At 33.7% G+C, this 25,588-nt stretch carries 21 protein-coding genes and 1 tRNA gene; 10 read left to right on the plus strand and 12 right to left on the minus strand.

Annotated elements, in window-relative coordinates; translation table 11 throughout:
- Positions 1-10: 10 nt before the first annotated feature.
- Together AC2A1D_RS06120 and AC2A1D_RS06125 are read left to right on the plus strand one after the other, a co-directional pair.
- Positions 11-1,792 (plus strand): TonB-dependent receptor, encoded by a 1,782-nt coding sequence (locus AC2A1D_RS06120; protein ID WP_484042747.1) that lies wholly within the window; start codon positions 11-13, stop codon positions 1,790-1,792.
- Positions 1,793-1,869: 77 nt separating this feature from the next.
- Positions 1,870-1,941, plus strand: a tRNA-Arg gene (locus tag AC2A1D_RS06125).
- A 498-nt stretch (positions 1,942-2,439) separates the two neighbouring features.
- Here the strand turns inward: AC2A1D_RS06125 and ccoG are convergent.
- On the minus strand, positions 2,440-3,897 hold the full coding sequence (ccoG, locus tag AC2A1D_RS06130; RefSeq protein ID WP_484042748.1) for a cytochrome c oxidase accessory protein CcoG: 1,458 nt from the start codon (positions 3,895-3,897) through the stop codon (positions 2,440-2,442).
- Positions 3,898-4,240: 343 nt separating this feature from the next.
- Here ccoG and AC2A1D_RS06135 point away from each other — a divergent pair, with 343 nt between their 5' ends.
- Positions 4,241-5,131, plus strand: a complete 891-nt coding sequence (locus AC2A1D_RS06135) for an AraC family transcriptional regulator (RefSeq protein ID WP_484042749.1) — start codon at positions 4,241-4,243, stop codon at positions 5,129-5,131.
- A gap of 178 nt (positions 5,132-5,309) precedes the next feature.
- Here the strand turns inward: AC2A1D_RS06135 and AC2A1D_RS06140 are convergent, their stop codons facing one another.
- The gene (locus tag AC2A1D_RS06140) at positions 5,310-5,714 is read right to left on the minus strand and encodes a hypothetical protein (protein ID WP_484042750.1); all 405 of its coding nucleotides are present in this window, start codon (positions 5,712-5,714) and stop codon (positions 5,310-5,312) included.
- A gap of 391 nt (positions 5,715-6,105) precedes the next feature.
- A complete protein-coding gene (locus tag AC2A1D_RS06145) occupies positions 6,106-6,843 on the minus strand; it encodes a sulfite exporter TauE/SafE family protein (protein ID WP_484042751.1) in 738 nt (245 codons plus the stop codon).
- Between the two features lie 383 nt (positions 6,844-7,226).
- Here AC2A1D_RS06145 and AC2A1D_RS06150 point away from each other — a divergent pair, with 383 nt between their 5' ends.
- The 3 genes from AC2A1D_RS06150 to AC2A1D_RS06160 all read left to right on the plus strand — a co-directional run bounded on the left by AC2A1D_RS06150 (position 7,227) and on the right by AC2A1D_RS06160 (position 9,621).
- Positions 7,227-7,403 (plus strand): histone H1, encoded by a 177-nt coding sequence (locus tag AC2A1D_RS06150; RefSeq protein WP_312077381.1) that lies wholly within the window; start codon positions 7,227-7,229, stop codon positions 7,401-7,403.
- A 227-nt stretch (positions 7,404-7,630) separates the two neighbouring features.
- Positions 7,631-8,776 (plus strand): hypothetical protein, encoded by a 1,146-nt coding sequence (locus tag AC2A1D_RS06155; RefSeq protein WP_484042752.1) that lies wholly within the window; start codon positions 7,631-7,633, stop codon positions 8,774-8,776.
- Positions 8,777-8,787: 11 nt separating this feature from the next.
- A complete protein-coding gene (locus AC2A1D_RS06160) occupies positions 8,788-9,621 on the plus strand; it encodes a GLPGLI family protein (RefSeq protein ID WP_484042753.1) in 834 nt (277 codons plus the stop codon).
- 280 nt (positions 9,622-9,901) lie between these two features.
- On the opposite strand, the gene AC2A1D_RS06165 is transcribed toward AC2A1D_RS06160, so the two are convergent.
- The 3 genes from AC2A1D_RS06165 to AC2A1D_RS06175 all read right to left on the minus strand — a co-directional run bounded on the left by AC2A1D_RS06165 (position 9,902) and on the right by AC2A1D_RS06175 (position 14,537).
- The gene (locus tag AC2A1D_RS06165) at positions 9,902-12,025 is read right to left on the minus strand and encodes a Tex family protein (protein WP_484042754.1); all 2,124 of its coding nucleotides are present in this window, start codon (positions 12,023-12,025) and stop codon (positions 9,902-9,904) included.
- Between the two features lie 107 nt (positions 12,026-12,132).
- Entirely contained in the window at positions 12,133-12,711 is a 579-nt protein-coding gene (locus tag AC2A1D_RS06170; protein ID WP_484042755.1) for a hypothetical protein, read from the minus strand.
- Positions 12,708-14,537, minus strand: coding sequence for a hypothetical protein (locus AC2A1D_RS06175; RefSeq protein WP_484042756.1), 1,830 nt, complete (start codon positions 14,535-14,537; stop codon positions 12,708-12,710). The genes AC2A1D_RS06170 and AC2A1D_RS06175 overlap by 4 nt, the downstream gene beginning before the upstream one ends.
- Positions 14,538-14,804: 267 nt before the next feature.
- Between AC2A1D_RS06175 and AC2A1D_RS06180 the strand changes: the two genes are divergently transcribed.
- Positions 14,805-15,482, plus strand: a complete 678-nt coding sequence (locus AC2A1D_RS06180; RefSeq protein ID WP_484042757.1) for a YceI family protein — start codon at positions 14,805-14,807, stop codon at positions 15,480-15,482.
- 224 nt (positions 15,483-15,706) lie between these two features.
- On the plus strand, positions 15,707-16,087 hold the full coding sequence (locus AC2A1D_RS06185) for a hypothetical protein (protein ID WP_484042758.1): 381 nt from the start codon (positions 15,707-15,709) through the stop codon (positions 16,085-16,087).
- 58 nt (positions 16,088-16,145) lie between these two features.
- Here the strand turns inward: AC2A1D_RS06185 and AC2A1D_RS06190 are convergent, their stop codons facing one another.
- A complete protein-coding gene (locus tag AC2A1D_RS06190; RefSeq protein ID WP_484042759.1) occupies positions 16,146-16,592 on the minus strand; it encodes a phosphohydrolase in 447 nt (148 codons plus the stop codon).
- 392 nt (positions 16,593-16,984) lie between these two features.
- Positions 16,985-17,311, minus strand: a complete 327-nt coding sequence (locus AC2A1D_RS06195; protein ID WP_484042760.1) for a hypothetical protein — start codon at positions 17,309-17,311, stop codon at positions 16,985-16,987.
- 258 nt (positions 17,312-17,569) lie between these two features.
- Between AC2A1D_RS06195 and AC2A1D_RS06200 the strand changes: the two genes are divergently transcribed.
- Positions 17,570-18,244, plus strand: a complete 675-nt coding sequence (locus tag AC2A1D_RS06200) for an ion channel (RefSeq protein WP_484042761.1) — start codon at positions 17,570-17,572, stop codon at positions 18,242-18,244.
- Positions 18,245-18,275: 31 nt separating this feature from the next.
- Positions 18,276-19,277 carry a bestrophin family protein gene (locus tag AC2A1D_RS06205; RefSeq protein WP_484042762.1) on the plus strand — a complete coding sequence of 334 codons (1,002 nt, stop codon included), beginning with the start codon at positions 18,276-18,278 and terminating at the stop codon, positions 19,275-19,277.
- Between the two features lie 110 nt (positions 19,278-19,387).
- Here the strand turns inward: AC2A1D_RS06205 and AC2A1D_RS06210 are convergent, their stop codons facing one another.
- From AC2A1D_RS06210 to AC2A1D_RS06225, 4 genes are all read right to left on the minus strand, one after another.
- The gene (locus AC2A1D_RS06210; RefSeq protein ID WP_484042763.1) at positions 19,388-21,163 is read right to left on the minus strand and encodes an acyl-CoA dehydrogenase family protein; all 1,776 of its coding nucleotides are present in this window, start codon (positions 21,161-21,163) and stop codon (positions 19,388-19,390) included.
- A gap of 127 nt (positions 21,164-21,290) precedes the next feature.
- The gene (locus AC2A1D_RS06215) at positions 21,291-22,472 is read right to left on the minus strand and encodes an acetyl-CoA C-acyltransferase (RefSeq protein ID WP_484042764.1); all 1,182 of its coding nucleotides are present in this window, start codon (positions 22,470-22,472) and stop codon (positions 21,291-21,293) included.
- Positions 22,473-22,576: 104 nt separating this feature from the next.
- Positions 22,577-23,041: an IS200/IS605 family transposase gene (gene tnpA / locus AC2A1D_RS06220; RefSeq protein ID WP_484042765.1), complete on the minus strand. Its 465-nt coding sequence runs from the start codon at positions 23,039-23,041 to the stop codon at positions 22,577-22,579.
- Between the two features lie 119 nt (positions 23,042-23,160).
- Positions 23,161-25,554, minus strand: coding sequence for a 3-hydroxyacyl-CoA dehydrogenase/enoyl-CoA hydratase family protein (locus AC2A1D_RS06225; protein ID WP_484042766.1), 2,394 nt, complete (start codon positions 25,552-25,554; stop codon positions 23,161-23,163).
- Between the last annotated feature and the right edge of the window lie 34 nt (positions 25,555-25,588).

Consider the following 25,588-nt stretch of genomic DNA (forward strand, 5'->3'; position numbering starts at 1 on the left):
AAGCAAAAAAATGAACAAACAAATTCAAATATTATCCATATTATTTCTAGGAATTTCTTCGGCTGCATTTTCTCAAATTAAAGAAGAAAAGCTGATTTTAAATAAAAAAAGAGAGCCAGAAGTAAAAAAAATCGAGAAAAAGAAAACTTCGGTGGAAACGGTAAAAAACTATCCGCCTGAAGAAAAATCTGCAAACCCAGTAAAATATACAATTACCGATGTTCCTGTGGTGAGCGATTTCAAAACATCAACCATTCAAGGTGAAGATGTAGCTCCGAAGTTTGATGGAACTGCTCAAAATAATTACGTGCAGTTTGGAATGGGAAATTATGGCAAGATTTTAGGCGATGCGCATGTTTCTAAAGTTCTTCAAAATAAATTGGAGGTTGGCGCAGATGCGCATTGGCTTTCAACAAGCGGTTTAAAGAAAGTTTACGAATGGGATTCTAAGCAAAGCACAGCCAATATTGGAGCGTTCTTAAATTCTTACGGAGATAAAGGAAAATTCAATTTGAATGCTGAATATGGTTTAGACAACTTCAATTATTACGGAATTTATGCTTTGGCGCCGTCTGCAGATGTAGATTTAAACCAAAAAGTAAATCAGTTTAAAGTAAATGGATACTACGATTTTTATTCAAATGAAATTTTAAATGATGTAAGAGTAAAATCTTCTTTTTTGAAAGACCATTTTGATGCAAGCGAGAATCAGGTTTCTTTGCTAGGAAATTTCTCTAAACATGCAGTAGAATTGGGTGATTCTGGGTTTACTTTAAATGCAGATTTGGGTGTAGGTTTAGATGCAGTAAACACGGAATTTACGATTCGTAATGCCAATACTTCTAATTTTGTAAATGTAGGTTTAACACCGAAAGTTAGCTTTAGAAAAGGAGATTCTTACCTAAGTTTAGGTTCTAATTTCTCTTTCTTGAATGGTAAAAACGATAATTTGCTTTTAGCAGAACAGTTAAAAACAAATAAAACGTATTGGTTTCCACAAGCTGAATTCCAAATTGCAGCCGTGAATGAGTTTAAATTTTATGGTGGAGTAGATGGTGGTTTAAAACTGAATACATATGGAGAATTGCTTCAGCAAAATCCGTTCTTGCTTTCTGACCAATTTCTAACACCTACGGAAACAAAATATCATTTTTACGCAGGTTTAAGAGGCGATATTGATGAGACTTTCAAATATGATGTTTCTGCTGGTTTTGGAAAAATGAACAATATTATGTTCTTCAGAGCCAACTCAATTTTCGATAATGCGTATACTTTGAACCGTTCTGCCTACAATTTTGCGAATACTTTTTCGGCGGTGTATGACGATGGAAATGTGAGTGATATTAAAGGAAGTTTACAATATTTCCCTCTTGAAAATTTGATTATTGATGGGGAAGTTCGTTTCCAAAAATTTGATTTGAAAAACTACGATAATATTTACAACGTACCACTTGTAACGGCATCTTTTGGAGCAAAATATACGATGTTGGAAAAGAAACTTCTTTTAGGCTTCAAAGGAATCTTCGCAACCGACAGAACAACAAATTCTTACAGTATTACATCGGTTCCAGATCCATTGAATCCGAGTTCTACCATTTTCCAGTCTAGTGAAAATACAGACGAAAAAGTGGGTGGTTATGCAGATTTAAACTTATCTGCAGAGTATAAATTTCACAAAAATTTTAGTATTTTCGCGGTCGGAAATAACCTTCTAAGCGCTAAATATTCTACTTTCCAGGGATATAAAGTTTTAGGAGCTCAGGTTTTAGGAGGCGTAAAAATTACGTTCTAAAATATGAGTAATGAGTAATTGGTAATAAGTAATTAATCAAAAATTACACATTACCAATTACTCATTACTAAAGAAACGGCTGCATAGTTTAATGGATAGAACTTCGGATTTCGGCTCCGACAGTGAGGGTTCGAATCCTTCTGCGGTCACTTGGACGGACAAGACATTTTTTTTAATGTTTTGTTCGTTTTTTTTTATGTAAAGTGCTGCTAATGTGTGTGTGATGCTGTATAGACCGGAGTTTAATTTTGGTCTTCGAAATAGATTTTATTGACATTATAATTTGTTCTATAATATCAGTGCTTTTTTTTAAGTCAACTTTTGATTTTAAACATTTATTTTTAATGTATCAATTTTTATTGCTTTCACTTTTAATCCAGATTAAGAAATTTCTTTGTGAGGATTTATAATGGATGGAAGAGCAAAAAAAAATAGAGTTTTTGAAAGTGTTATTTAACATTTAGTTGAATTCTATCTAAACAACGCAGCGATAAAAAGAATCCTCATATAAAAATATATTTTTTGTATATTCTTATATGAGGATTTTTATATGTCTTCTCTATGCGATTGATAATTTCACCTTTTTGTAAGTAAAAGTATTCAATAATGTTTTACATTTAACTGTTGGTCATAGAGTTGCTTTTTAATTATGGTATTCTTAATATAAAAGGTCCTTCAAAATAGGTTTTGTAAGAATCTATTAGCTTTCCTTTCATATCATATACACCTATTGTTATGTTCTGCTTAGATAACTTCATCTCTGATTCTGGGAAACTAATATTAATAGTTCCTTTTGATATTTTATCGCGTTCTACAGTGATTTTGCTTGTTGAACTATAGCTAACAACTCCGTGGGAAGGTTCTAATACTTTAATGGTTACAATTTTTTTATCATTAGTTTTATTAAGAAAAGTGTAGTTATAAGTATTTGTAATTTTACCATCTCGAACAAAAAACGTACTTCCAGCAGGTTTAATAAATTTGGTTTCCATGTCACCTCTGTTATACAATAAGAAAATTAAGAATCCGACTAAAAGTATTAAGATTGCAGCAAAGCCCTTCATTCTTTCAGTAAACTTAAACTTAGTTTGATTTTCTATTTCATTTTCAGATGCATATCGTATCAATCCTTTAGGTAATCCAACTTTCTCCATAATCTCATCACATGCATCAATACAAGCTGTACAATTGATACATTCGAGTTGCTGGCCGTCTCTAATATCAATTCCGGTAGGGCATACCACTACACACTGATGACAGTCGATACAATCACCCTTACCAGCGATTTTTCGATTTTCTCCATTTCTCCATTTAGCTCGGTTTTGACCTCTTTTATAGTCATAAAAAACATTGATTGTATCTTTATCTATTAAAACACCCTGCAATCTACCGTAAGGACAAACTAATGTACAAACCTGCTCTCTAAACCAAGCAAATATGAAATAAAATACAGAAGTAAAAAGTATCATTACCACAAAATTTGTAACATGAGCAAAAGGCCCTTGCGAAATGATTTTCAATACTTCTTCGTAACCCACGATGTACATAAACATAAAATGGGTTATTAGTAAAGAAATAACAGCATAAACCGTCCATTTTAAGCTTCTTTTCCAAATTTTTTCTGAATTCCACTCTTGTCTGGCCAATTTCATTTGCTTATTACGATCTCCTTCAATAAGATAATCTATCTTTCGGAAAACAGATTCCATGAAAATAGTTTGAGGACATATCCAGCCGCAAAAAATTCGACCATATGCTATAGTAAAAACGATGATAAATATTAAAGATGCTATAGCTCCTAAAGTAAGTATAAAGAAATCCTGAGGATAAAAAGGATTTCCTCCAATAAAAAATTCACCTTCTAAAACATTAAACATAAAGAGTGGATTACCATTTATTTTTACAAAGGGTATTGTGAAAAATATAATGAGTAGTAGATAGCTTACCAAAGCTCGGTAATTTGTATATTTCCCTTTAGGTTTTCTGGGAAACACCCATTTCCTTTTTCCAGATTGTTCCATTGTTCCTAAGGAATCTCTATAGGTTTCTGGAATGACAACCTGTCCTTGACCACCTTTTATTTTTTCTTCTTCTATTTTCGACATTAATAGTAAGCTTTTGTTATATTTTTATTAGTTTAAAATGATATGCAATAAAAAAATCATCACCCGTTACAATTTAAATGTCTCAATAGAATGAGGGCGCAAAAATTCAATATAAATTGTAATGTTGAAAGTATTCAAATTATCCATATTCAATGTAGAAGAAACTTTCTTTCGTTTTTAACTCCTTTTTTACTTATAAATGGTTAAAATAACTTTTACTGCTAAGTTTTGTGAGCATTTCTTTGTGAAAGTTTAATGAAGCAAAGGTATCGAATCGCATTCTCGGTTTTATGGTAGTTTTTACTGAAAAAATTGTTATTTTTATAAATGATATTCAAATAGAATGAAAGATCTGTATCCCATTTTTGATATAAATAGCCTGTCGACATGCCATTCAATTAATGAAATTTTCAGCATTGATCAATTTTCAGATTACTTGCCGGGAAATCCTCACACAACACAAGTTCATCGGCATTCATTTTATCATTTAACCTATTTTATCAAGGGAGGAGGGTATAATGTTATTGATTTTAAAATATATAAAGTTTTGCCACAAAGCTTGTTTTTTATGCGACCCGGCCAAGTTCACAGCTGGGATTTAGACTCTTCAGTTGAAGGGTACGTTATTAATTTTGCTCCTACTTTTTTTGATCAATTGCAGATAAGTTCGTCTCTTATTGATGAATTTCCTTTTTTTAGTATTTTTCACGAGGAGCAAAGAGTTGTTTTATGTGAAAACAAAAAAGATAAAATTCTTAATTATTTTCAGCAAATTATTACAGAGTCTCCCAATGATGCCAATCGCAATTCTCAAATAATTATTGCTGCAGCTATTTTACAAATATGTGGTTTGGCTAGCCAGGAAATTCAGAGTAGTTTTAATTTTGCTGAAAGTGGATACAATTCTCTGATATTTAAAAAATTTATAGAATGTATTGAAAATAATTTTTTGGAATTAAAAATGCCTAAAGATTATGCTGCATTGCTAAACATTACCCCAACTCATTTGAATTTTATTTGTAAACAGCAATCTATGTTTTCTGCGGGAGAGCTAATAAGAGATAGGATTATTTTAGAAGCGAAAAGATTGTTAGTTAATTTTAATCTTTCTGTAAATGCAATAGCTGAAAAGTTAAATTATCACGATTCTTCTTATTTTGTGAAATTTTTTAAAAAAAATACGGGCTTAACTCCAGAAGCTTTTAGAAAACAATACTATAAAAAAGAGTTTTAAGCAAATATTGGTTTTTAATATCATAAACTCCTTTTGAAGATTTTGTGTATTATCTATTAAGAAATATTCACGATAAATCTCAGGAATAATGCGGAACGTGGCAATTTTTTTGAGGATGATAAAAGAAAATTGTTTTTTCTTTAATAAAACCTTGTACTTTAAAATAATCAAATTAATCCTACTGAAAAGTAATTTTATAATACCCGTTCTCGTCCGTAACGTCTATTGCAATGCCGGTAAAGGTTAATTTATTAATTTGGTAACCATCACATCCGCCTTTGTATTCTGATGATTCTATGCTGAAATCAAAATTTCGCACGGATGAATAGAATTTGTAGTTTTTAACACCGTTATAAACCCCAACGTTTTCCAAGATTACTTTATGATCATCTGTTGTGGTGAGAGGTACGTTGGCTTGGTTTTCATCTTTAATATAAAATGTACCAAGACTTCCGTTGGCGATTAAATTTTCATTATTAGCATTTACAAATTCAAAAACAATAGGTTGTGGCGCATTGTAGCACTCTTCACCACAGGATATAAGTACCAAAGTAAGAATCAGAAAACATATTATTTTTTTCATGTGATAAAGGTTGAGGTGACTACATGTAAAGTTAATAATTCTTAGCTGATCACCCAAATGAGAAAGTATTCAAATTTATCTGTCAATATTTCTCTTACTATGGTTTCCATTGCAGAAATTGTCTTTCATTATAGAGTAAAATAGAAAGGCGCTCCCATTATAAGAGCACCTAATTGCCTATTAAATTTGTACCCTATTGTACGGGGGCAAATGTAGAGTTTGAGAGATTTACTTTTTTACGGTTTTCCGTAAAACGTGAAAAAAGATTTAAAAGTTATGTTTTTAGTTTTTCACACCACCAATTAAGAACTGGTACTATATCGAAAGAATTTTTTTACGCATAGCTTTTAATCTTAATAAAAAGAGTGAAGTTTAATATTAAAAAAATATTTCAGCTTGAAACATTAAAGTATTTTACAACCTGAAACGCAGCGGTAAAAATAATAACAGACAATACAATATATCTAAAAAGCTTTTCAGAAGTGTATTTAAGGATTACTTTGCCGAGAAAACTTCCTAAAATACTTATGATTACAAGAAAAGGAATCAGGAAAATGTATTCTTTTTGAAAGTAACCATTACTTGTGTACACAATTGCACGACTTGTATCTACACCCAAATCTATCAAAGCAGATGTTGCAATAAAAATATCTTTCGGAAGTTGAAAAGCCGCTAATGTAATACCTCGTATTGCGCCTCCTGTACCGGCAATTCCGGCAAGAAAACCAGAAGCAATTCCGCCTAAATATAGATTTTTATTAGTTTGAGCGAGCGTTTTATTAAAATTGATGATGAGATAAATGGCTAGAACGATAAGTGTTAAATTCATTGCAAGCTCAATTTGCTGGGTTGGGATAAAAGTTGTGAGATAAGCTCCAATAATCACAAAAATAACAGCAGGAATGCCTAGTTTAATGGCAATCTCTTTATTAATTCCTTTTCTGAACAGTGCTATTTTAGACAAGTTGCTAAAAACATGAAAGATTGCTGTAATTCCTAAAACCGTTTTAAAATCAAAAAATAAAGAAGCAACCGGTACAAAGAGTATGGAAGAACCAAAACCCGAAACAGTTCCCAAAATTTCTGAAAGAAAAGCCAAAACCAGAAATAGATAGTATTTATCTTCCATAAACAATCAATTTAGAATCCTAGAACAGTAATCTCTATGCAATTTTGTACTTTTCTAAGTTACAAAAAATGTGACGTGTTTCAACTAAAAATTTAGGTTTTTAATAAAGGAGAACTTTTCTTTTTTCCATGATCTTTTATCTGTTAAATATCCCAAATTTGTGGTACTTACAAAGTTTTTTTTGGGTAATTAATAAGTTTAATGGGAATGTGTTTTGGTTCCGAATTTTGTGATTTTGCTCTCTTGGACGGTTATTATTTTAGTAAATTGACAAAAATGTGGTGTTAAAGCCCATAAAATCGACTTTTTTGCGTTAAATTTCTGTAATGATACTAGGCTCGAATTGTCTGAAAGCATATATTTGCAACCTAAATTTATTAGACATGAAAGAACTTATTGAAAAAATCAACGCAGAATTTGAAGCGTTCACAACTGAAGCTAATGCTCAAGTTGAAAAAGGAAACAAAGCAGCTGGAACAAGAGCTCGTAAGTCAGCTTTAGAGCTTAGCAAACTTTTCAAAGATTTCAGAAAAGTTTCTGTAGAAGAATCAAAAAAATAATTCAGATTTTTTACCGGTTTTCTAAACCGGTTTTTTTGTGCTTTTTATTTTCAACTTTTCCTCTTTTTATCATCTTTTACAGAAGATATTCAAATGTTTTAACAGTTCATTTACAGGATAATGTTAATAAAATAATAAGTTTCACAAAATATTATAAATAAATCATTTGGTGTTGAGTTTTTTGGAATTTGATTTTATATTTGTTTCATCAAAAACAGCTCAATACCATGAAATATCTTTCTCTATTTCTTTTTTTTTCGGCTTTTGTTAATGCTCAAAAACTTCAGGTTCTAGATTCCGAAACCGGAAAACCTATTCCCAATGCCAGAATTATCTTAAAAGAACAGGTACTTTATACCAACGACGATGGTTTTGCACCGGTAGAAAACAACGCTTCAGATTTTGAAATTTCTGCATCTGGCTTCAACAAAGAACATCTTTCAACTTTCAAAAACTTGGTAAAACTAAAACCAATCGTAAGAGAAATTGATGAGGTGAAAATTGTGAGTGTAGATCTAAAAGAACTTTTTGATGATTTGTATTCGCATTATGGCAAAAGATATTATTCTAAACCTTCTTTGTATGATGTCACTTTAAAATCTAAAGGATTTAATAATGATAAACTTTATTTCTTGATTATTGCAGAAGCTAAATTATGGAGCAAAAGCAATATGTATAATTTTAGAGATGGATATCGTAAAGATTATGATGAAATTCTTCAGATGCAGTTGAATAACGTGAAGTATAAAAAAGAAATTAAATCGGACGCTATTTTTAACGCAAAAACGAATGAATTTACCCATTCGGAAATGGGAGAGTCTTTCTTTTCGTTTGAAGTATATAGAGCGCTTGCGAATATGAAAATGAAAGAGTCTAAAACTTCCGGAAAACTAATTGCCGAAGAAGGAGACGAGCAACTCATTAAAATGAAAGTGAAATCTGGAAACGGAATTATCATTGAAGGCGAATTTAAATACAATAAGGTAGATAAGGTGATTACGTATTACAACATGAATTATTTTCAAGCGGGGTATAAACCTTATAAACGAACCAATACCGATGGAAAAGAGTATGAATATCAATTAGGAGATGTTTCTACAACCTACGAATTTTATAAAAAAGATAAGAAATACATTCAATCTTTGAAAAGGAGCGAAGGAAGCAAGTTTTTTGTAATGTACGATGACAAGAAAGATGAAAGAAAATTTGTAAGTGAAACAATCTATAACACTTTTGAAGAATCGACCAAAAAAGGGCTCGAAAACAAAGTAGATTTTACCAAAAGTATTTGGGAAAATATACCTGTGAAAGACGATAAAGAGGCTACCGTTTTACTTTCCAAAGAAGAACAAGAGTTTGTGAATCAAAACTAAAGAATCTTAGAATGAAGAAATTTATAATAGCGACAATCGTTTTGGTTTCTTGTGCTTCAAAAGCTCAAATGCACCGCTTTATTTATGATGTAGAATATAAAAAAGACTCTACTAAAAACTTTACTACGAAGGAAAATTATCATTTAGACATCGATGCGAAAGATACAAAATATTATCCGCGAGATTTTTACATTGGCGATTCTCTGGTTGCGCACAACATCAATATAACCGATGGTTCTAAATTCAATACATCTCACATTATTACACACAAAAATGGCTCGTCGCAATATCAATATTACGATGTTTTAGAAATAGTAAATGCCGTATTGAAACTCACTTCTGAAGCTGCACAAAATTGGAAACTTACCAACGAAAAAAAGCAAGTGAGTTCGCTAAATCTGCAAAAAGCAACCACAACTTGGGGCGGTAGAAATTGGACCGCTTGGTTTTCGCCCGATATTCCTTTTCAGGAAGGTCCATATAAATTTCATGGACTTCCAGGTTTAATTGTGGAATTGTACGATGATAAAAATAATTACAAATTTGAGCTCGTAAAAACAGAGAAAATTTCGTCTCCAAAAAGAAATATTTACATCGATTATATGACGAAAAACAGTACTGCGGTTGATGAAAAAAAATACAAAGATTTAAAACTAAAATACTACGATTCCCCTGTAAACTACCTGCGAAATGCTTCTTCACAAACACGTTCTAGTGACGAGTTTTACCTTAATGATGGTACAAAAGTAGGGCAGAGCAATTCTCGTGAAGTAAATGAAAGGCTGAAAAATAAAATCAAAACTTACAACAACCCGATTGAGCTAGATAAAGCGATTCATTATTAGGCATTGAAACAAAAAATATCTGAATAAAACTCGCGTTTTTATCTTTAGGAAAGTAAAAAATTCCCCCAAAGGTTAAAGTACCCTTGCATCAAACTTTCCCGATTTCCCGAAAGTTCCTTTCACCCTCGTTGCAGCCTTTAGAGTCTTCCCGAAAACCTGTTGCACCCTAGAAAAATACTTTCGGATAAATTTTACAGATAACAACGAAAGTTTATTCAAACAAAAAAGCATCTGAATAGAAATTTTCAGATGCTTTTTTTTAGTTGAGATATAATGGAGATTACAAAATCATACTCAGCTGAATTCTTTTTCTCGCCTCATCAACTTCGGTAACTTTTACCTGAACGTGTTGGTGAAGTTTTACCACTTCATTCACGTCAGAAACAAAACCGTCTTTCAGTTGAGAAATATGAACAAGACCGCTTTCTTTAATACCAACATCCACAAAACAGCCAAAAGCGGTAATGTTATTAACAATTCCGGGAAGAATCATCCCTGTTTTTAGGTCTGTAATTTTCTTTACATTAGGGTCAAACTCAAAAACTTTTGCTGCTTTTCTAGGGTCTAAACCTGGTTTTTCCAATTCTTTCAGAATATCTTTTATGGCTAAAATTCCGATGTCTTCAGTAATGTATTTTTCAGGTTGAATTGAAGCGATTTTCTCTTTGTTTGCCACTAAATCGTTGGTTTTAATGCCCAAATCTTTCGCCATTTTTTCAACGATTCCGTATGCTTCAGGATGCACCGCCGAATTATCTAAAGGATTTTCGCCGTTCGTAATTCTAATGAAAGCAGCCGCCTGCTGAAAAGCTTTTTCTCCCAGTCTCGGAACTTTTTTCAGTTGCTTTCTGTTTTCAAATGCACCATTTTCGGCACGATAGTTTACGATGTTTTCAGCCATCTTTTCGCCAATCCCAGAAACATAACTTAGCAAAGATTTACTTGCTGTGTTGAGGTTAATTCCCACAGAATTTACACATTTCATCACCGTAGAATCGAGCTCATTTTTAAGCTGAGTTTGGTCTACATCATGTTGATACTGCCCAACTCCGATAGATTTAGCATCAATTTTTACCAATTCCGCCAAAGGATCAGACAATCGTCTTCCGATAGAAACTGCACCACGAACGGTTACATCGTAGGTTGGGAATTCGTCTCTCGCAATTTTACTCGCAGAATATACCGATGCTCCCGCTTCCGAAACTACAAAAACCTGCAAAGGTTTATCAAAAGCAATTTTCTTGATAAAGAATTCGGTTTCACGGCTTGCCGTTCCGTTTCCGATAGAAATCGCTTGAATGTTGTACGCATTTACCATAGAACGAATTTTCTTCATCGCCATCCCGCTTTCGTTTTGCGGCGCGTGTGGATAAATGGTTTCGTTGTGCAATAAATCTCCTTTTTCGTCTAAGCAAACTACTTTACAACCGCTCTTAAAACCTGGGTCTATCGCTAGAATTCTCTTTTCTCCCAAAGGCGGCGCAAGAAGTAGCTGACTTAGGTTTTCTGAGAAAATCTCAATCGCTTTTTTATCTGCTTTTTCTTTCGCTTCCTGCAAAGTTTCGTTGGAAATTGCGGGTTCTAGAAGTCTTTTATAAGAATCTTTTATGGCTAAAACAATTTGCTCTGCACTTTCATTTTTAGATTTAATGATAGCGTTTTCGATAAAATCTAAAGCCTCGTCTTTATCAATACCGATACTGAGTTTAATGAAACCTTCATTTTCGGCTCTTAACATGGCTAAAAGTCTGTGAGAAGGCGTTCTGTTTAGGTTTTCTTCCCACTCGAAATACTGAGAGAATTTTTGTGCGTCTTCTTCATCTTTTTTTGCTTTTACCACTTTCGAACTTACGACAGCCTTTCTTTGGAATAAACGACGCAGATTTTTTCTCACGTGCATATTTTCATTAATCCATTCGGCAATAATGTCTCTTGCGCCTTGCAAAGCCTCTTCTTCAGTAGAAACTTGGTCATTCAAATATTTTGAAGCCAAGAAAGAAAGGTCGTTCGTTTTCTGGCTCATAATGATTTTAGCCAAAGGTTCTAAGCCTTTTTCTTTTGCGGCATCTGCTTTGGTTTTCTTTCTTTTTTTGAAAGGCAAATACAAATCTTCGAGCTCCTGAATATCAAAGCTATTTTGAATTCTTTCTTTTAAATCTGGGTTTAAAGCATCTTGCTCTTCAATAGATTTTAAGATACTTTCTTTGCGTTTTACGAGTTCTTCAAACTGTTTGTTGAGTTTTGAAATTTGCTCAATTTGGGTTTCATCTAAATTTCCTGTCGCATCTTTTCGGTATCTGGAAATAAAAGGAATAGTGCAGTCTTCTGAGAGTAATTTTAAAGTGGCGTTAATGCTTTTTTCGGATATATTGAGCGTTTGCTGAATGTAGCGCGTTGTGTTCATGTATTTTTTTTGGAAAGGCTAAAATACAGACTTTTTTATAAAAGAATGTAGGATTGGAATATAAAAAAGCAGTACAAAAAATACTGCTTTCAAATGATAAATTTGTTTTATTTAATCGTTTCGTAGTAATAAACTGGAGAGAAGTTTTTCTCGTCGAAGCCCATAATAATTACCTTAAAGTTTTTGGCATCATCATTATTATAAAATTGTACGGTTGAAGGTTCTTTCGGGTCGAATTTTAGATTAGGTTCCCAATAAAGTGTAGTTCGGAAATCTTGTGAAGTATCCTTTGAAGTATCATTTCCGTAAATTGTATTTACAAAAGGAATCGTTTTATCGAAACCTGTTAAAGTAATTTTTTTCAATTTTGAAGGGCTTGTAGAATCACTTACCGCTCCGGTAATTCCGCCTCTTCGTGTATAGATAGCAATTGCGCCGCTTCCACCACCGGAACCACCTATAAAAGAGTCTTTAATAACTTTCACCATAGCGATTTCTGATGTGGATACTGAACTTACTTGTGAAGGGTCTATCTTCATTTCGTCGAGATAGATATTTACGTTACTTCCTCTAAGTTTAGGAACGTAGTTTCCCATATTCATTTCCAGGGTTAATCCGGCAACTCTTCCTTGTAGCCATTGTAAAATATTCATAGAACCGAGAGCGCTGTTGTTATTGTCGTTCACAAAATCGAATATCGTTCGTTGACACTTTGGAAAAGTGACCCACTTAAAGCTTCGTTCAGTGCTTTGGTTTTGTCTTTTTTGGAGTTTATTATTTCTACTTCCTGAATAAGTGTTGCTTTTTCATCAATAGAATTTTGATTATTTTTTGTTGTCACATATCTTTTCACCTCATTGTTTATTTGCTCTCCGCTATTACGTGGCACTAACTTGTAATTGCTTTCAAGAAGACTATTTTTTAATGGAACAAAAGAATAATCAGGCTGAAAAATAACCTGTACTTTTTCCTTAGGAATCTTCGGGTCGTTGAGTTGATAAGAAAATGTAATTGAATCTTCAAAACTTAAACCTTTCAAAGTAAAAAAGCCATTTGCATCGGTTTTTACCTGATAAAATTTAATGCCTTTTTCTGGCATATTAAACAAAAGATTCAAATCTGTATTTGCGGCTGGCTTTCCTTGAACTGTTACTTTTCCTTTATATGAAATGTAAGGTTGTGGTTGGTAACTAATAATAGGGAAAGTTCCCGCCATTATGGTAGACCAATTAAATCTTTTCCACTTTTCTGTAATTAGAAGAGCGTCTAGAGCTTCAGAATTATGATGTGGAGTAAAATACTGTGAAGGAGTATAAATTTTAGAAGTAATATCTCCTGTAAGCCATAAAGTGCTGAGTAAGCTATTTTCGTCTTCCGATGTTTTTGAATTTCCGTCACTTATAAGAACTGCATAATTTTCAACTTCGGAGTTTTGTTGAACATTAAAAGAGTTAAAGGCTTTTGGAGATTCATTTAAAGATAGAGATTGAATGGTGGGTTTTTGAATTTTTAATAAATCAGGCTGTACAAAACAAAGTCTCTGCGCCAAAACATTTTCTTTGTCATCAAAGACAGTAAACACCAAAATACCATTAATAAGCGTGTTGGTAGGAATTGTATAACTTTTTTCAATTATTTTATCTGAATTTACTTTAAAAACCAATTGATTATTAAGTGTCGCAATAACTTTATACAAAGTTCCGGGAGCAATATTTTTAGATTGAAGCGAAAACTTCACTGCATCGTTACTACTGTCCACTTGAAGGTGTATTCCTGTGCTTGAAACAGCAGGAAGGTCAATAAATTGTTTATTTCCTTTGGTATCATTTACAACGAGTTGATATTTTTTTCCAGTTTGTGGTGTTATTGAAAATGCTCCTACATTTTCATCAAAACCTTTAAAAGAAATAATTTTTGTGTTTGGTTTTTCTGAATCTATCACATAACCACTCCAATCTGAAGGAGGAATTCCTTTGGATTCAAGACGCACTGCAAATTTGGTATTGATACCGTCTAAAAAAGTTCCGCTTTCTGGGAAAGCAGAAGCAGTCCATTTTGAATCAGTATTGAGAACAACTTTCTGAGAAGAAGAAGGGTTGTAAACTACAATAGGCTTTATAGTTTGGAAATCTTCGTTGAAATTCGCCATCCACGTGGTGTAAGCTCTCACATAGTAAATGCCTTCCTGCGCATTTTTAGGAAGAGAAAGATTACCATTGCCACGACCATTAATTATTGGGATTATTTTTTTAGTGATTTGAGTTTTATTTGCGTCATACAACTCCACAAATAAAGAAGTAGAAATTCCAGAAGTATCATAACCGTTAAAAACAAACGAGGTAAACCAAATATTTTCTCCAGCGAGATAGCTGTTTTTGTTAAAAACCAAATGCACTTTCTCTTGAGGATATTTTTCTGAGAATGTTTTAATAGCTTTTTCAGCTTTATTCTGTGCCTGAAAATATCCTAAAGTCATTATAACGATTAGAAAGGAAAAAATTATTTTTGACATATCACGAAAAATATTTTAAGTAAAATTACTTTAATAAAATGTCAATCAGTTGAAAACAAATTACAATATTATTAAAAATGAAGACGATTTTATAGTAAATCAAGTTTTTTGTGATAAAAATAAAAATTTTTGTATTTCTTGATGTATGTTAAGGTTTGTAGAGTAAAAGTGCTCCTATATTTGCCCTATAAAAATTATCAAGGTTGGTAGATATTTTGATAAGTTTTATATTTAACAACTTTAAAACATTTAAATAATTAAATTAATATGAAAAAACTAAGCGTAATCGCATTGGTAGCTGTAGGTTTATTAGCAGCATCTTGTAACAAAGAAAAATCTGCTGATGCAGCTGCAACAGGAACAGAACAAGCAGTAGCAGAAAGCAAAGGTGAAGTTTTGAAAGCTGATGTTGCAGCATCAAAAGTAAACTGGAAAGCATTCCACAAAGGAGGTTTCGCACCAAGATGGGGAACTCTTTCTATCCAAACTGGGGAACTAAGCGTAGATGGTGGTCAACTTACTGCAGGAAACTTTGTAATCGATATGGCTTCTCTAAAAGTGGATCCAGCTTCTGTAACTGAAAAAGATAAAAAACCAGAAGATCTTGAAGGTCACTTGAAAAACCCTGATTTCTTCGACGTAGCGAAATTTCCTACTGCAGATTTCAAAATCACAAGTGTAGCAGATCTTGCAACTGCACCTGCAGATGCAATTGCTGGAGCTAACAAAACAGTAAGCGGAAACCTTACGCTTCTTGGTAAAACTGTCAACGTAACTTTCCCTGCAAAAGTAGATGTTGCTGAAGGTACAGCTGCAATTCAGGCTAAATTTACAGTAAACAGAGCAGATTGGGGAATCAAGTTTGGAACAGACGAGACAGATCCAGCAGAATGGATGATCAGCAAAGACATCGAAATTTCTGTTGATGTGAAAGCTGCAAAATAATTTTTTGAAGATTTAGATAACAGTTCGGGCTCATTTCGTAGAAATGAGCCCGAATTTTTTATATTTTTAGCAAAGGAAAAACGTTCAACCAAATTATGAACTACGAGCTTTATTGGTCAGTTCTCGATACGCCCGCGAAGTCGATACGAGCTTATGATATTTTGTTATACACGAGCATAATTTCATTTGTTCTCTTTGTTATTATTAAAATCTTCAAAAAGAGCATGGAAAATATAGAAAAGAAGATTCTATTATGGTGTGTAGGCGTTTTTTTTATTTTATCAATTTCTTCGTTTTTGTATCTGAAAATTTACGACAAAGACGAAGGATTTGTAAGTACTCAAAAAGCACTTTCATCTAATAATGTAAAAGTGGTAGAAGGTAAAATCAATAATTTTAAACGAATTTATGTAGGCGGTAGAAGAGGCGTTATACAAGAGTCATTTAATGTCGATGAGGTGTATTTTTCGTATTCAAGTGAGCTTTTGGCGGGTTTTCATTATTTCAATAAAACTAATAATGGAATTTTTCACGATGGTTTGCAGGTTAGAATCACTTATGGAAAAGAAAAAAATACAATTTTGAAAATAGAAATTGCAAAATAAGATGTAATTAAAAAACAAAAAAAATCCTAATTCATTTTTTTGAATTAGGATTTTTTCTTTAATATTTCTCAGACAAATATCGATATGCTTTCAGATATTTATTAAAACGATGGATATCTTTTGACGTAAGTTCGCGGTTTACACGTCTCAAATCCATATTGTCTCGTAAATCGTTGAGTTTTACGGCTACGGCAAGAGGAGAACGCTCTGTACGTTTGATGAAATCGTCATAATTTTCATCCGTGTCAAACTTGGTAAGACAACTGATTGCAAAAATAATATATTCAGGAAAACCTTCATTTCGTAAATATTCAAAACTGAATTCTTCAGGATGGTCTTCTACCACGTCGTGCAAAACGCCTACAATTTTTTCGTCGTAGGTTTTTCCGTATTCCATCACGCGCATTACGTGTGCAATGTAAGGAGCGTGATATTTATCTTTTTGCCCTTTATGTGCTTTGTCTGCTATTTTTATTGCTTTATGCAGTAGTTCTTCTTTAGTCATGCTTTTTTGAAAGTAGACTGCAAAAATAAAAAATGAAACGCTATTTTTCTCATCAAAAACGATGAAAAAATGATTAAAATTTAAAAATATAAAAGAGATTGAACTTTTACCACAGATTGTGGATTTTAAATCTTATCACTCATTGTTTATTTTTAATCTTTATTCTTTTGCCTTGAAGCAAAAGAACCAAAAATTCAAGACTTGGAAACTCAGCTAAAATTTTAAAAAACTTCCTAAAATCTCCAAAACTCGGGCGGAAAGTAAGGTTCGTATATTGTAAGATGAATTTTTGCCGCCACTCAAACAGTGGAGATTTTTTAACGGAATTTTCTCAAAATTTCTTAACGCTTCCGTTTCCGAAGTCAAAGACTAATTTTTTTGCTAAAAGAGTTTTATTTTTTAACTTTTTCTAATGGCGTTTGGATTTTGGCGATTTGTCTTTTTTTATCGGCAGAATTTAAAATTTTAATCATTTCCTGGTCAGATTCTTTTTTTACGAGACTTAAATAAAGCGAATCTGAAGGTTTTTTTGAAAGAATAGAGTATTGCAAACTGTCTTGTTTTTGCAACGGATTATATCGTAAACTTCCGTTTAACATTTTCGTATCCAATTTCGGGATTGTAACAGAGTCGATTTTCAATTTTGGACGCAATTCAGGAGTTGTTTGCGCAAAATAAATTGCCGGAAATATGAGTAATGACGCAAGTAAAGTTTTCATTATAATGTAAGTTTTCAATGTTTTTAGGATGAAGTTGTCATCTTAAAGTTAAATCAAATATAAGAGAATTTGCTCTGAGAAAGTAAAACCTAAAACGTTAAAATTATGCTAAATCCTTTTTTTGCGTACCTTCGCAGTTACAAAAAAACATTAAATGAGTACACAATTGATGAGCGATTCTTCTTGTAATCGCTTGAAAAAGGTTTTCGTACCTATAATTTCTACCCATATTTCTTTAACTAAATTCTTTTTAATGTAATGAAAAGAGTTTTAGATTTTTTACAGAAAAATAAGTACGAATTTTTGCTTTTTGCATTGATTCAGCATTTATACATCAGTGTTTTTTTAGACGACCTTGATTTTTATACAAAGGTAATTTGGCCAATCAATATGCTGGTTTTAGGACTGGGAAGTTTTGCTGTTTTCAGCGGAAAATATAGCTGGAAACACTGGTTTAGAAATATTCTTTTTGTTTTGGTGTTGCTTCTTCCCATCGGAATTCCTTTTTTTAAAGATGTTTCCTGGTATTTTAAAGTGTTAAACATCAGTTACGTTTTGTTCTTTATGACAATACTTTACGAATTGATGAGGTTTTTACTTAAACCAAGCTACATCAACCGTGATATTATTACGGCATCTATTTGTGGTTACCTGCTTTTGATTGAGATTTCGGTGTTTCTTTTACAGTATTTTATGTATCAAAATCCGACGTCTTTTAAAGGAATTGATATGAGCAGCAATGCTTCAATTTATACTGATTTGGTCTATTTTTGTTCGATAACTTTTACGAGTATTGGGTTTGGAGATATTACGCCCAATAATCATGTCACAAAGCTTATAACATCTGTTGTAGGGATTGTAGGGCAATTTTATGCTGTAGTTTTGGTCGGAATCTTAATCAGTAAATTTAAAGGAAACACAGAAAATAAATAATTTTAAACGATTCAAATAAAAAAATAAAAACATGAACGCAGGAAGAAGTTTCACCCCAAAAGAGTTTATTCTTTGGACAAGAAGAACGATTTACAAAGTATTTTTTTTAGCATTAATCCCAACTCTTTGCTTTTTTTTAGGTGCTAAATTTTTATCAATTCCGTGGCAACCGATTGCTATTTTGGGAACGGCAGTTGCTTTTATTGTCGGGTTTAAAAACAATGCAAGCTACGCCCGTCTTTGGGAAGCAAGACAAATTTACGGAGCGATTATTAATGACAGCCGTTCTTTCGCCTATACTTTAAGAGATGCTTTACAAGGAAATCCTGAAGAAATTAAAACCATTTTTTACAGACATTTTGCTTGGCTTACTGCGTTAAGATTTCAATTAAGAGAGCCAAGAATGTGGGAAAATATGCTACAAAAATCGAATATCGAATATTTGAATTACTATGAAATTCCTGAAAGAGTTTCTAAGCTTGAAGATGAGTTGAAACCTCTTCTCTCTGAATCTGATTACGACTATATTTTGAAGAAGAAAAATAGAGCAACGCAGCTTTCTGCAATGCAATCTAAAGACCTTTCCGAGCTTTACCAAAGCGGAAAAATTAATGATTTTCAGTGGAGTTTGTTGCAACAGTCGTTGTCTAAATTTACCGACAATCAAGGAAAAGCAGAGCGTATTAAGAATTTTCCTTATCCGAGAAATTTCAGTTCGATTACTACTTATTTATTGGTTTTGTTTGTGTTGTCGGTTCCGTTTGGTTTGTTAAATGAGTTTGATAAAATTGGTGCAGGAACTTTTCTTGAAGGTCATTCTATTTGGCTAAATATTCCTTTTACGATGATTCTTACTTGGGTTTTTCTTTCGCTTGATACAGGAGGAGAGAGCTCTATGAATCCGTTTGAAGGAAGTGCAAACGACGTTCCTATCACACAAATAAGCCGTACAATTGAAATTGATATGAGAGATATGTTGGATGAGCAGAATCTACCTTCTCCAATTGGTCCAAAAAATAATATTGTGCTTTAAGGAGTTTTTGTATTAGTGATTTCGGCGGCGAAGCCGCCGAAATCCTTCAAAAAAAAGTTGCGCGAACCGGAGGTTCGCGCAACTTTTTTTAATATCCTTAAGAAAAGATTTTAGTAATGACCTTTTTCAATGAAATGCGCCGCTACTTTTTCAGTTATAGCAACTACATTCGGATGATTTGTATATTTCGTGAATCTTCTCAGTCCAGAAAGCATCATTCTTTGCTCATCGCCTTCTGCGAAAGAAACAATTCCTTCTTTTGCTGCTGTAATAATCTTTTCAACTGCTTTATAAAGGTTTAACTGTGCCATAGAAGCTTCTACAGATTCTGGAGAGAAATGTTTTTCAGCTCTTAAAATTGCAGATTCTGCCATGTAAATTTGGTTTAGAATTTCAGAAGCATTCAACAGTAAATGTTGTTGTTTCTCAATATCCATCATGTATTTTTGAAGAGCAGCACCAGAAACCATCAAGAAAACTTTCTTAAGATTTGCGATAATTGCTTTTTCTTCACTCATAAATGCAGAATAATCAGGAACTTCAAAAGACGGAATTCCCATCAATTCTTTAGAAATTGCCATTGCCGGAGAAAGTAAATCCAATTCTCCTTTCATCGCTCTTTTAATCAACATTCCAACTGCTAAAAGTCGGTTGATTTCGTTAGTTCCTTCATAAATTCTACCGATTCTTGCGTCTCTCCATGCAGATTCCATTGGAGTATCTTCTGAGAAGCCCATTCCTCCATAAATTTGGATTCCTTCATCGGCTGTAACTTGCGTTAAATCTGATACGAAAACTTTCAAAATTGAAGCTTCCACTGCAAATTCTTCAACACCTTTTAATTCAGCTTGTTGGTGGTCCATTCCTCCTGCAACCAGTTCTGCGATTTTGTCTTCAACATTTTTCGCTAAACGGTAAGAACCTGCTTCACTTACAAAAACACCAGTTGCCATTTCTGCAATTTTCTTTCTGATCGCTCCAAAAGTAGAAATTGAAACACCAAACTGTTTTCTTTCGTTTGAATATTGAATAGAGTGATTTAAAATTCTTCTTTGTCCGTCTAAGTTTGCAGCAGCTAATTTTATTCTACCAACATTTAAAGCGTTTAAAGCGATTTTGAAACCGTTATTTCTTTCGCCCAACATATTTTCAACAGGAACTTTCATATCATTAAAGAAAACCTGACGTGTTGATGATGAACGAATTCCCAATTTGTGCTCTTCTTCACCGAAGGTCAAACTTTCAGGATTTTCCAATTCTGAACGATTGATAACGAAACCTGTAATGTTTTTATCGTCGTCAATTTTCGCAAATAAAGTGAAAGTATCGGCAAAACCTGCGTTAGAAATCCACATTTTTTGTCCGTTGATGATGTAGTGTTTTCGATCTTCAGACAATCGTGCTCTTGTTTTTCCAGAGTTTGCGTCAGAACCTGCATCAGGTTCAGTCAAGCAATAAGCTCCGAATTTTGTTCCTGCAGCCAAATCTGGAAGATATTTTTTCTTTAATTCTTCGCTTCCGTATAATAGAGTAGGCAAAGTTCCAATTCCCGTATGTGCGCCATAAGCTGTTGCTAATGAGCCATTTCCTCCTGAAACGTAATCACAAGCCAACATGGTACTCACAAAGCCCATTCCAAGACCGCCGTATTCTTCGGGAACAGTAATTCCTAACAATCCCATTTCGCCTAACTGACGCATTTTTTCTTCTGTAAGTGCGTAATCTTTTTTCTCAAAACGGTCGTGTTGAGGGATTACTTCTCTATCTATAAATTCTTTCGCAGAATCACGAAGCATTTTTTGTTCTTCATTCAGTTCTTCAAGACTGAAAATTTCGTTTGCCGGAATTTCTTTAATTAAGAATTCTCCGCCTTTTGGTGTAGCCATATTATTATTTTCTTTTTGTAAAATTTACTATGTACAATGTACGAGTGTTGTTTAATTTTTAATATTTTAAAGCAGTTTGATAATCATCAAAAAATACTTTATAGATTGTACTTTTTACCTTGTACAATTAAAGTAGTTCAAAAATACTCGCCGCTCCTTGTCCAGTTCCCACGCACATGGAAACCATTCCGTATTTGTTGCCGCGTTTTCTCATTTCATCTAAAAGCTGAACGGTTAATTTCGTTCCTGTGCAACCAAGTGGGTGACCGAGAGCGATGGCGCCTCCGTTTACATTGAGAATGTCAGGATTTAAGCCCAATTCTTTTTTAATGGCAACAGATTGAGAAGCAAAAGCTTCATTCAATTCAATAAGTTCGATGTCGTTCAGTTGAAGTCCAGCTTGTTTTAGCGCTTTCGGGATTGCATAAATCGGTCCCATTCCCATGATTCTTGGTTCTAAACCTGCTGCAGCGTAAGCCACTAATCTTGCTTCAGGTTCTAATCCTAATTCTTTCACCATTTCTTCACTCATCACCATTACAAAAGCGGCTCCGTCGCTCATTTGAGAAGAGTTTCCGGCAGTTACGCTTCCTCCGTTAGCGAAAACAGGTCTTAGTTTTGCCAAACCTTCCAAAGATGTATCGGTTCTTGGACCTTCATCTACTGAAAAATCAAACTTTTTGGTTTGCATTTTTTGGTTTTCATCCAAGAAATTATATTCAACAGGAATCGGAACAATTTGGTTGGCAAATTTTCCTTCCTGATTGGCTTTTAAAGCTTTCATGTGAGATTCAAAAGCAAACTGGTCTTGTTCTTCCCTTGTAATGTTGTATTGTTTTGCCACTTCTTCCGCCGTGTAACCCATTCCCCAGTAATAATCTGGATTGGTTTTAGCGATGTCGGTTTCCGGAACCGGTTTGTAACCCCCCATTGGAATGTAAGACATCGATTCTGTTCCTCCTGCAATGATGCAATCTGCCATTCCAGCCTGAATTTTTGCTGAAGCAATCGCAATGGCCTCACTTCCAGATGCACAATATCTGTTGACTGTAACACCCGGAACTTTGTCTGTATTTAAACCCATCAAGGAAATTAAACGAGCCACATTTAAGCCTTGTTCTGCTTCTGGCATTGCGTTTCCTACGATAAGGTCGTCTATTCTGTTTTTGTCTAATTGCGGAAGTTCAGCCATTAATTTTTCAATTACGGTTGCCGCCATTACATCGGGACGAGTGAAGCGAAGCGAACCTTTTGGCGCTTTTCCAACCGCTGTTCTGAATCCCTTTACGATATATGCTTGTTTTGACATTTTTTTATTAATTAAAAATTAGGTTAAAAATTTTTGCCTCGGAGAGGCGTGCTGTTAATAGCAACCACATTGCGGATTGTGCGGAGCTCCGTAGGAGCGACCTGTTAATCTTCAATCCATTCAAATAAATATTTCGAATCATATTCAATTTCAAATTTTTCCATAAAATCTAAATATTCTTCTTTGAATGTTTTCTTTTTATGATGTTCTTCTTGGTTTAAGATATATTTTACGACAGAATCTACACTGCTTTTAGAATAGGAAAATGCTCCGTACCCTTCTTGCCAATTAAATTTTCCATTCATCCATCCTTGTTCATTAATGAATTTTGATGAACCTGCTTTAATATCTCTTACCAAGTCTGAAATTGAAATTGTTGGACTCATGCTTATGAGGATATGAACATGATCCGGCATTGCAAAAACGGCAAATAATTTTTGATTTCTATTGGAAACAATACCTGTAATAAATTTATGTAATTCTTCTCTGTTTTCATTGGAAATCAGATTTTGTCTACCTTTTACAGCGAAAACAATTTGAATATAAATTTGTGTATATGTATTTGCCATAAGATTAATATTCAAAGATTAAAAATTGGTAAATCTTTTATTAACAGGTCGCCTCTACGAGGCTCGATGCTTTCTAAAATTATTATGCTATTAACAGTTCGCTCCTACGGAGCTTCCTATTAATTCCTCAACGGTTTTCCATTTTGCAACATGTACTGAATTCTTTCCAAAGTCTTTCTCTCACCACAAAGCTGTAAGAAGGTTTCTCTTTCAAGATTCAATAAATATTGTTCGGTAACGATTGTTGGTTCAGAAAGATTTCCGCCGACCATTACGTTGGCTAATTTGTCTGCAATTTTCTTGTCGTGTGCAGAAATGTAATTTCCGGTTAGCATTTGGTCAGTTCCTACGTAGAACATTCCAAGAGCATCTTTACCCAAAACTTTTACTTTTTGCTCAATAGGTTGAGTATAACCTTGTTCAGCTAATAATTTTGCAACTTTTTTAGCTTCGGCAATCTGTCTGTTTTTGCTTACGGAAACGATGTCTTTACCTTTTTCAAGAATTCCCATATCGTAGGCTTCGTATGCTGATGTTGCTACTTTACCCATGGCAATATTCATGAAAGCATCACGAAGTCTGTTGTTTTTCACATCATCGCTGTGGAATTCTCTTGACGTTCTCAAAGTCAATTCCTTCGTTCCACCACCACCAGGAATTACACCAACTCCCGTTTCAACCAATCCGATGTAAGTCTCTGCTGCGGCAACCACTCTGTCTGCGTGCATAGTCATTTCGCAACCACCACCTAAAGTCATTCCGTGAGGAGCAACCACTACAGGGATTGAAGAGTAACGTACTCTCATCATCGATTTTTGGAAATATGCAATTGCCATATTCAAATCGTCCCAATCTTGCTCGATTGCCATCATTAAAATCATGGCTAAATTGGCTCCAACTGAGAAATTAGCACCTTGATTTCCAACAACTAATCCGTCGTATTCTTTTTCAGCTAAATCAATCGCTCTGTTTAATCCATCCAGAACTTCGCCTCCTAAAGAATTCATTTTAGAACGAATTTCGAAGTTGATAATTCCGTCGCCTAAATCTTCAATCGCTGCACCAGAATTGCTCCAAAGTGTTTTGTTTTTTCTGATGTTATCTAAAATAATGAACGCATCCTGCCCTGGAATTTTATTGTATTCGCCAGAGTTTTTATCAACATAAATGCTTTGTCCTTCATCATTTACTTTGTAGAAAGTCTCAACATTTTTAACCCAGTCTGAAACTTCATAACCGGCTTCTTTTGCTAATTCAATTCCTTTTTGAACACCAACTGCATCCCAAATTTCAAAAGGACCATTTTCCCAACCGAAACCTGCTCTCATCGCATCATCGATTTTGTAAACTTCGTCTGAAATTTCTGGAACTTTATGCGAAACATAAGCGAATAGTGCTCCCAAAGATTTTCTGTAAAGCTCTCCGGCTTTGTCTTTTCCGCCAATTAAGACTTTAAATCTGTCAATTGGTTTATCGATAGTTTTCGTTAATTCTAAAGTTGGGAAAGAAGATTTTCCTTGAAGTTCGTACTCCAAAGTATCAAGATTTAACCCGTGAATTTCAGATTTTCCTTCTGCATTTTTCACTTTTTTGTAGAAACCTTGCTCTGTTTTAGAACCTAACCATTTATTATCAACCATTTTCTGGATGTAATCAGGAAGTGCAAAAACGTTATTGAAATCATTGGCTTCAGCGCCGCTTTGGCGAACGCCGTTTGCTACCATTACCAAAGTATCTAAACCAACAACATCCGCAGTTCTGAACGTTGCAGATTTTGGTCTTCCAATTACAGGGCCTGTTAATTTATCAACATCAGAAACGTTTAAACCTAATTTTTGAACATTGTGAAGCAAATCCATCATCGAAAATACTCCAATTCTGTTGGCGATAAAAGCAGGTGTGTCTTTTGCTAAAACGGTAGTTTTTCCTAAGAATTTTGCGCCATAATTCATATAGAAATCAATGATTTCCGGAAGCGTGTCGTTGGTCGGAATAATCTCTAAAAGAGGAAGGTATCTTACTGGATTAAAGAAGTGTGTTCCCGCAAAATAATGCTTGAAATCGTCGCTTCTTCCTTCTGTTAAAAGATGAATCGGAATTCCAGAAGTGTTTGAAGAAATCAAAGTTCCTGGTTTTCTGAATTGCTCAATTTTTTCGTAAACAGATTTCTTAATGTCTAGTCTTTCAACGACTACTTCAATAATCCAGTCTGTATTTTTTATTTTAGATAAATCATCGTCGAAGTTTCCAACTTTTATTCTATCTGCGAATTTCGGAGAATAGAGTAGAGCGGGGCTTGCTTTTTTCAGTTTTTCAAAGTTTTCAGAAGCGATTCTGTTTCGTACCGCTTTGTCGTCTTTGGTCAAACCTTTTTTCTGTTCTGCTTCAGTAAGTTCAAAAGGAACAATATCCAGGAGCGAAACTTCTACGCCAATATTGGCAAAGTGCGCTGCAATACCGCTTCCCATAATTCCTGAACCAAGAACCGTAACGTGTTTGATTCTTCTTTTCATTTGATATATTTATTTTATTTAGTGGTCTAAATGA

Source organism: Chryseobacterium sp. HNCC26DJ239 (genome assembly GCF_057180445.1).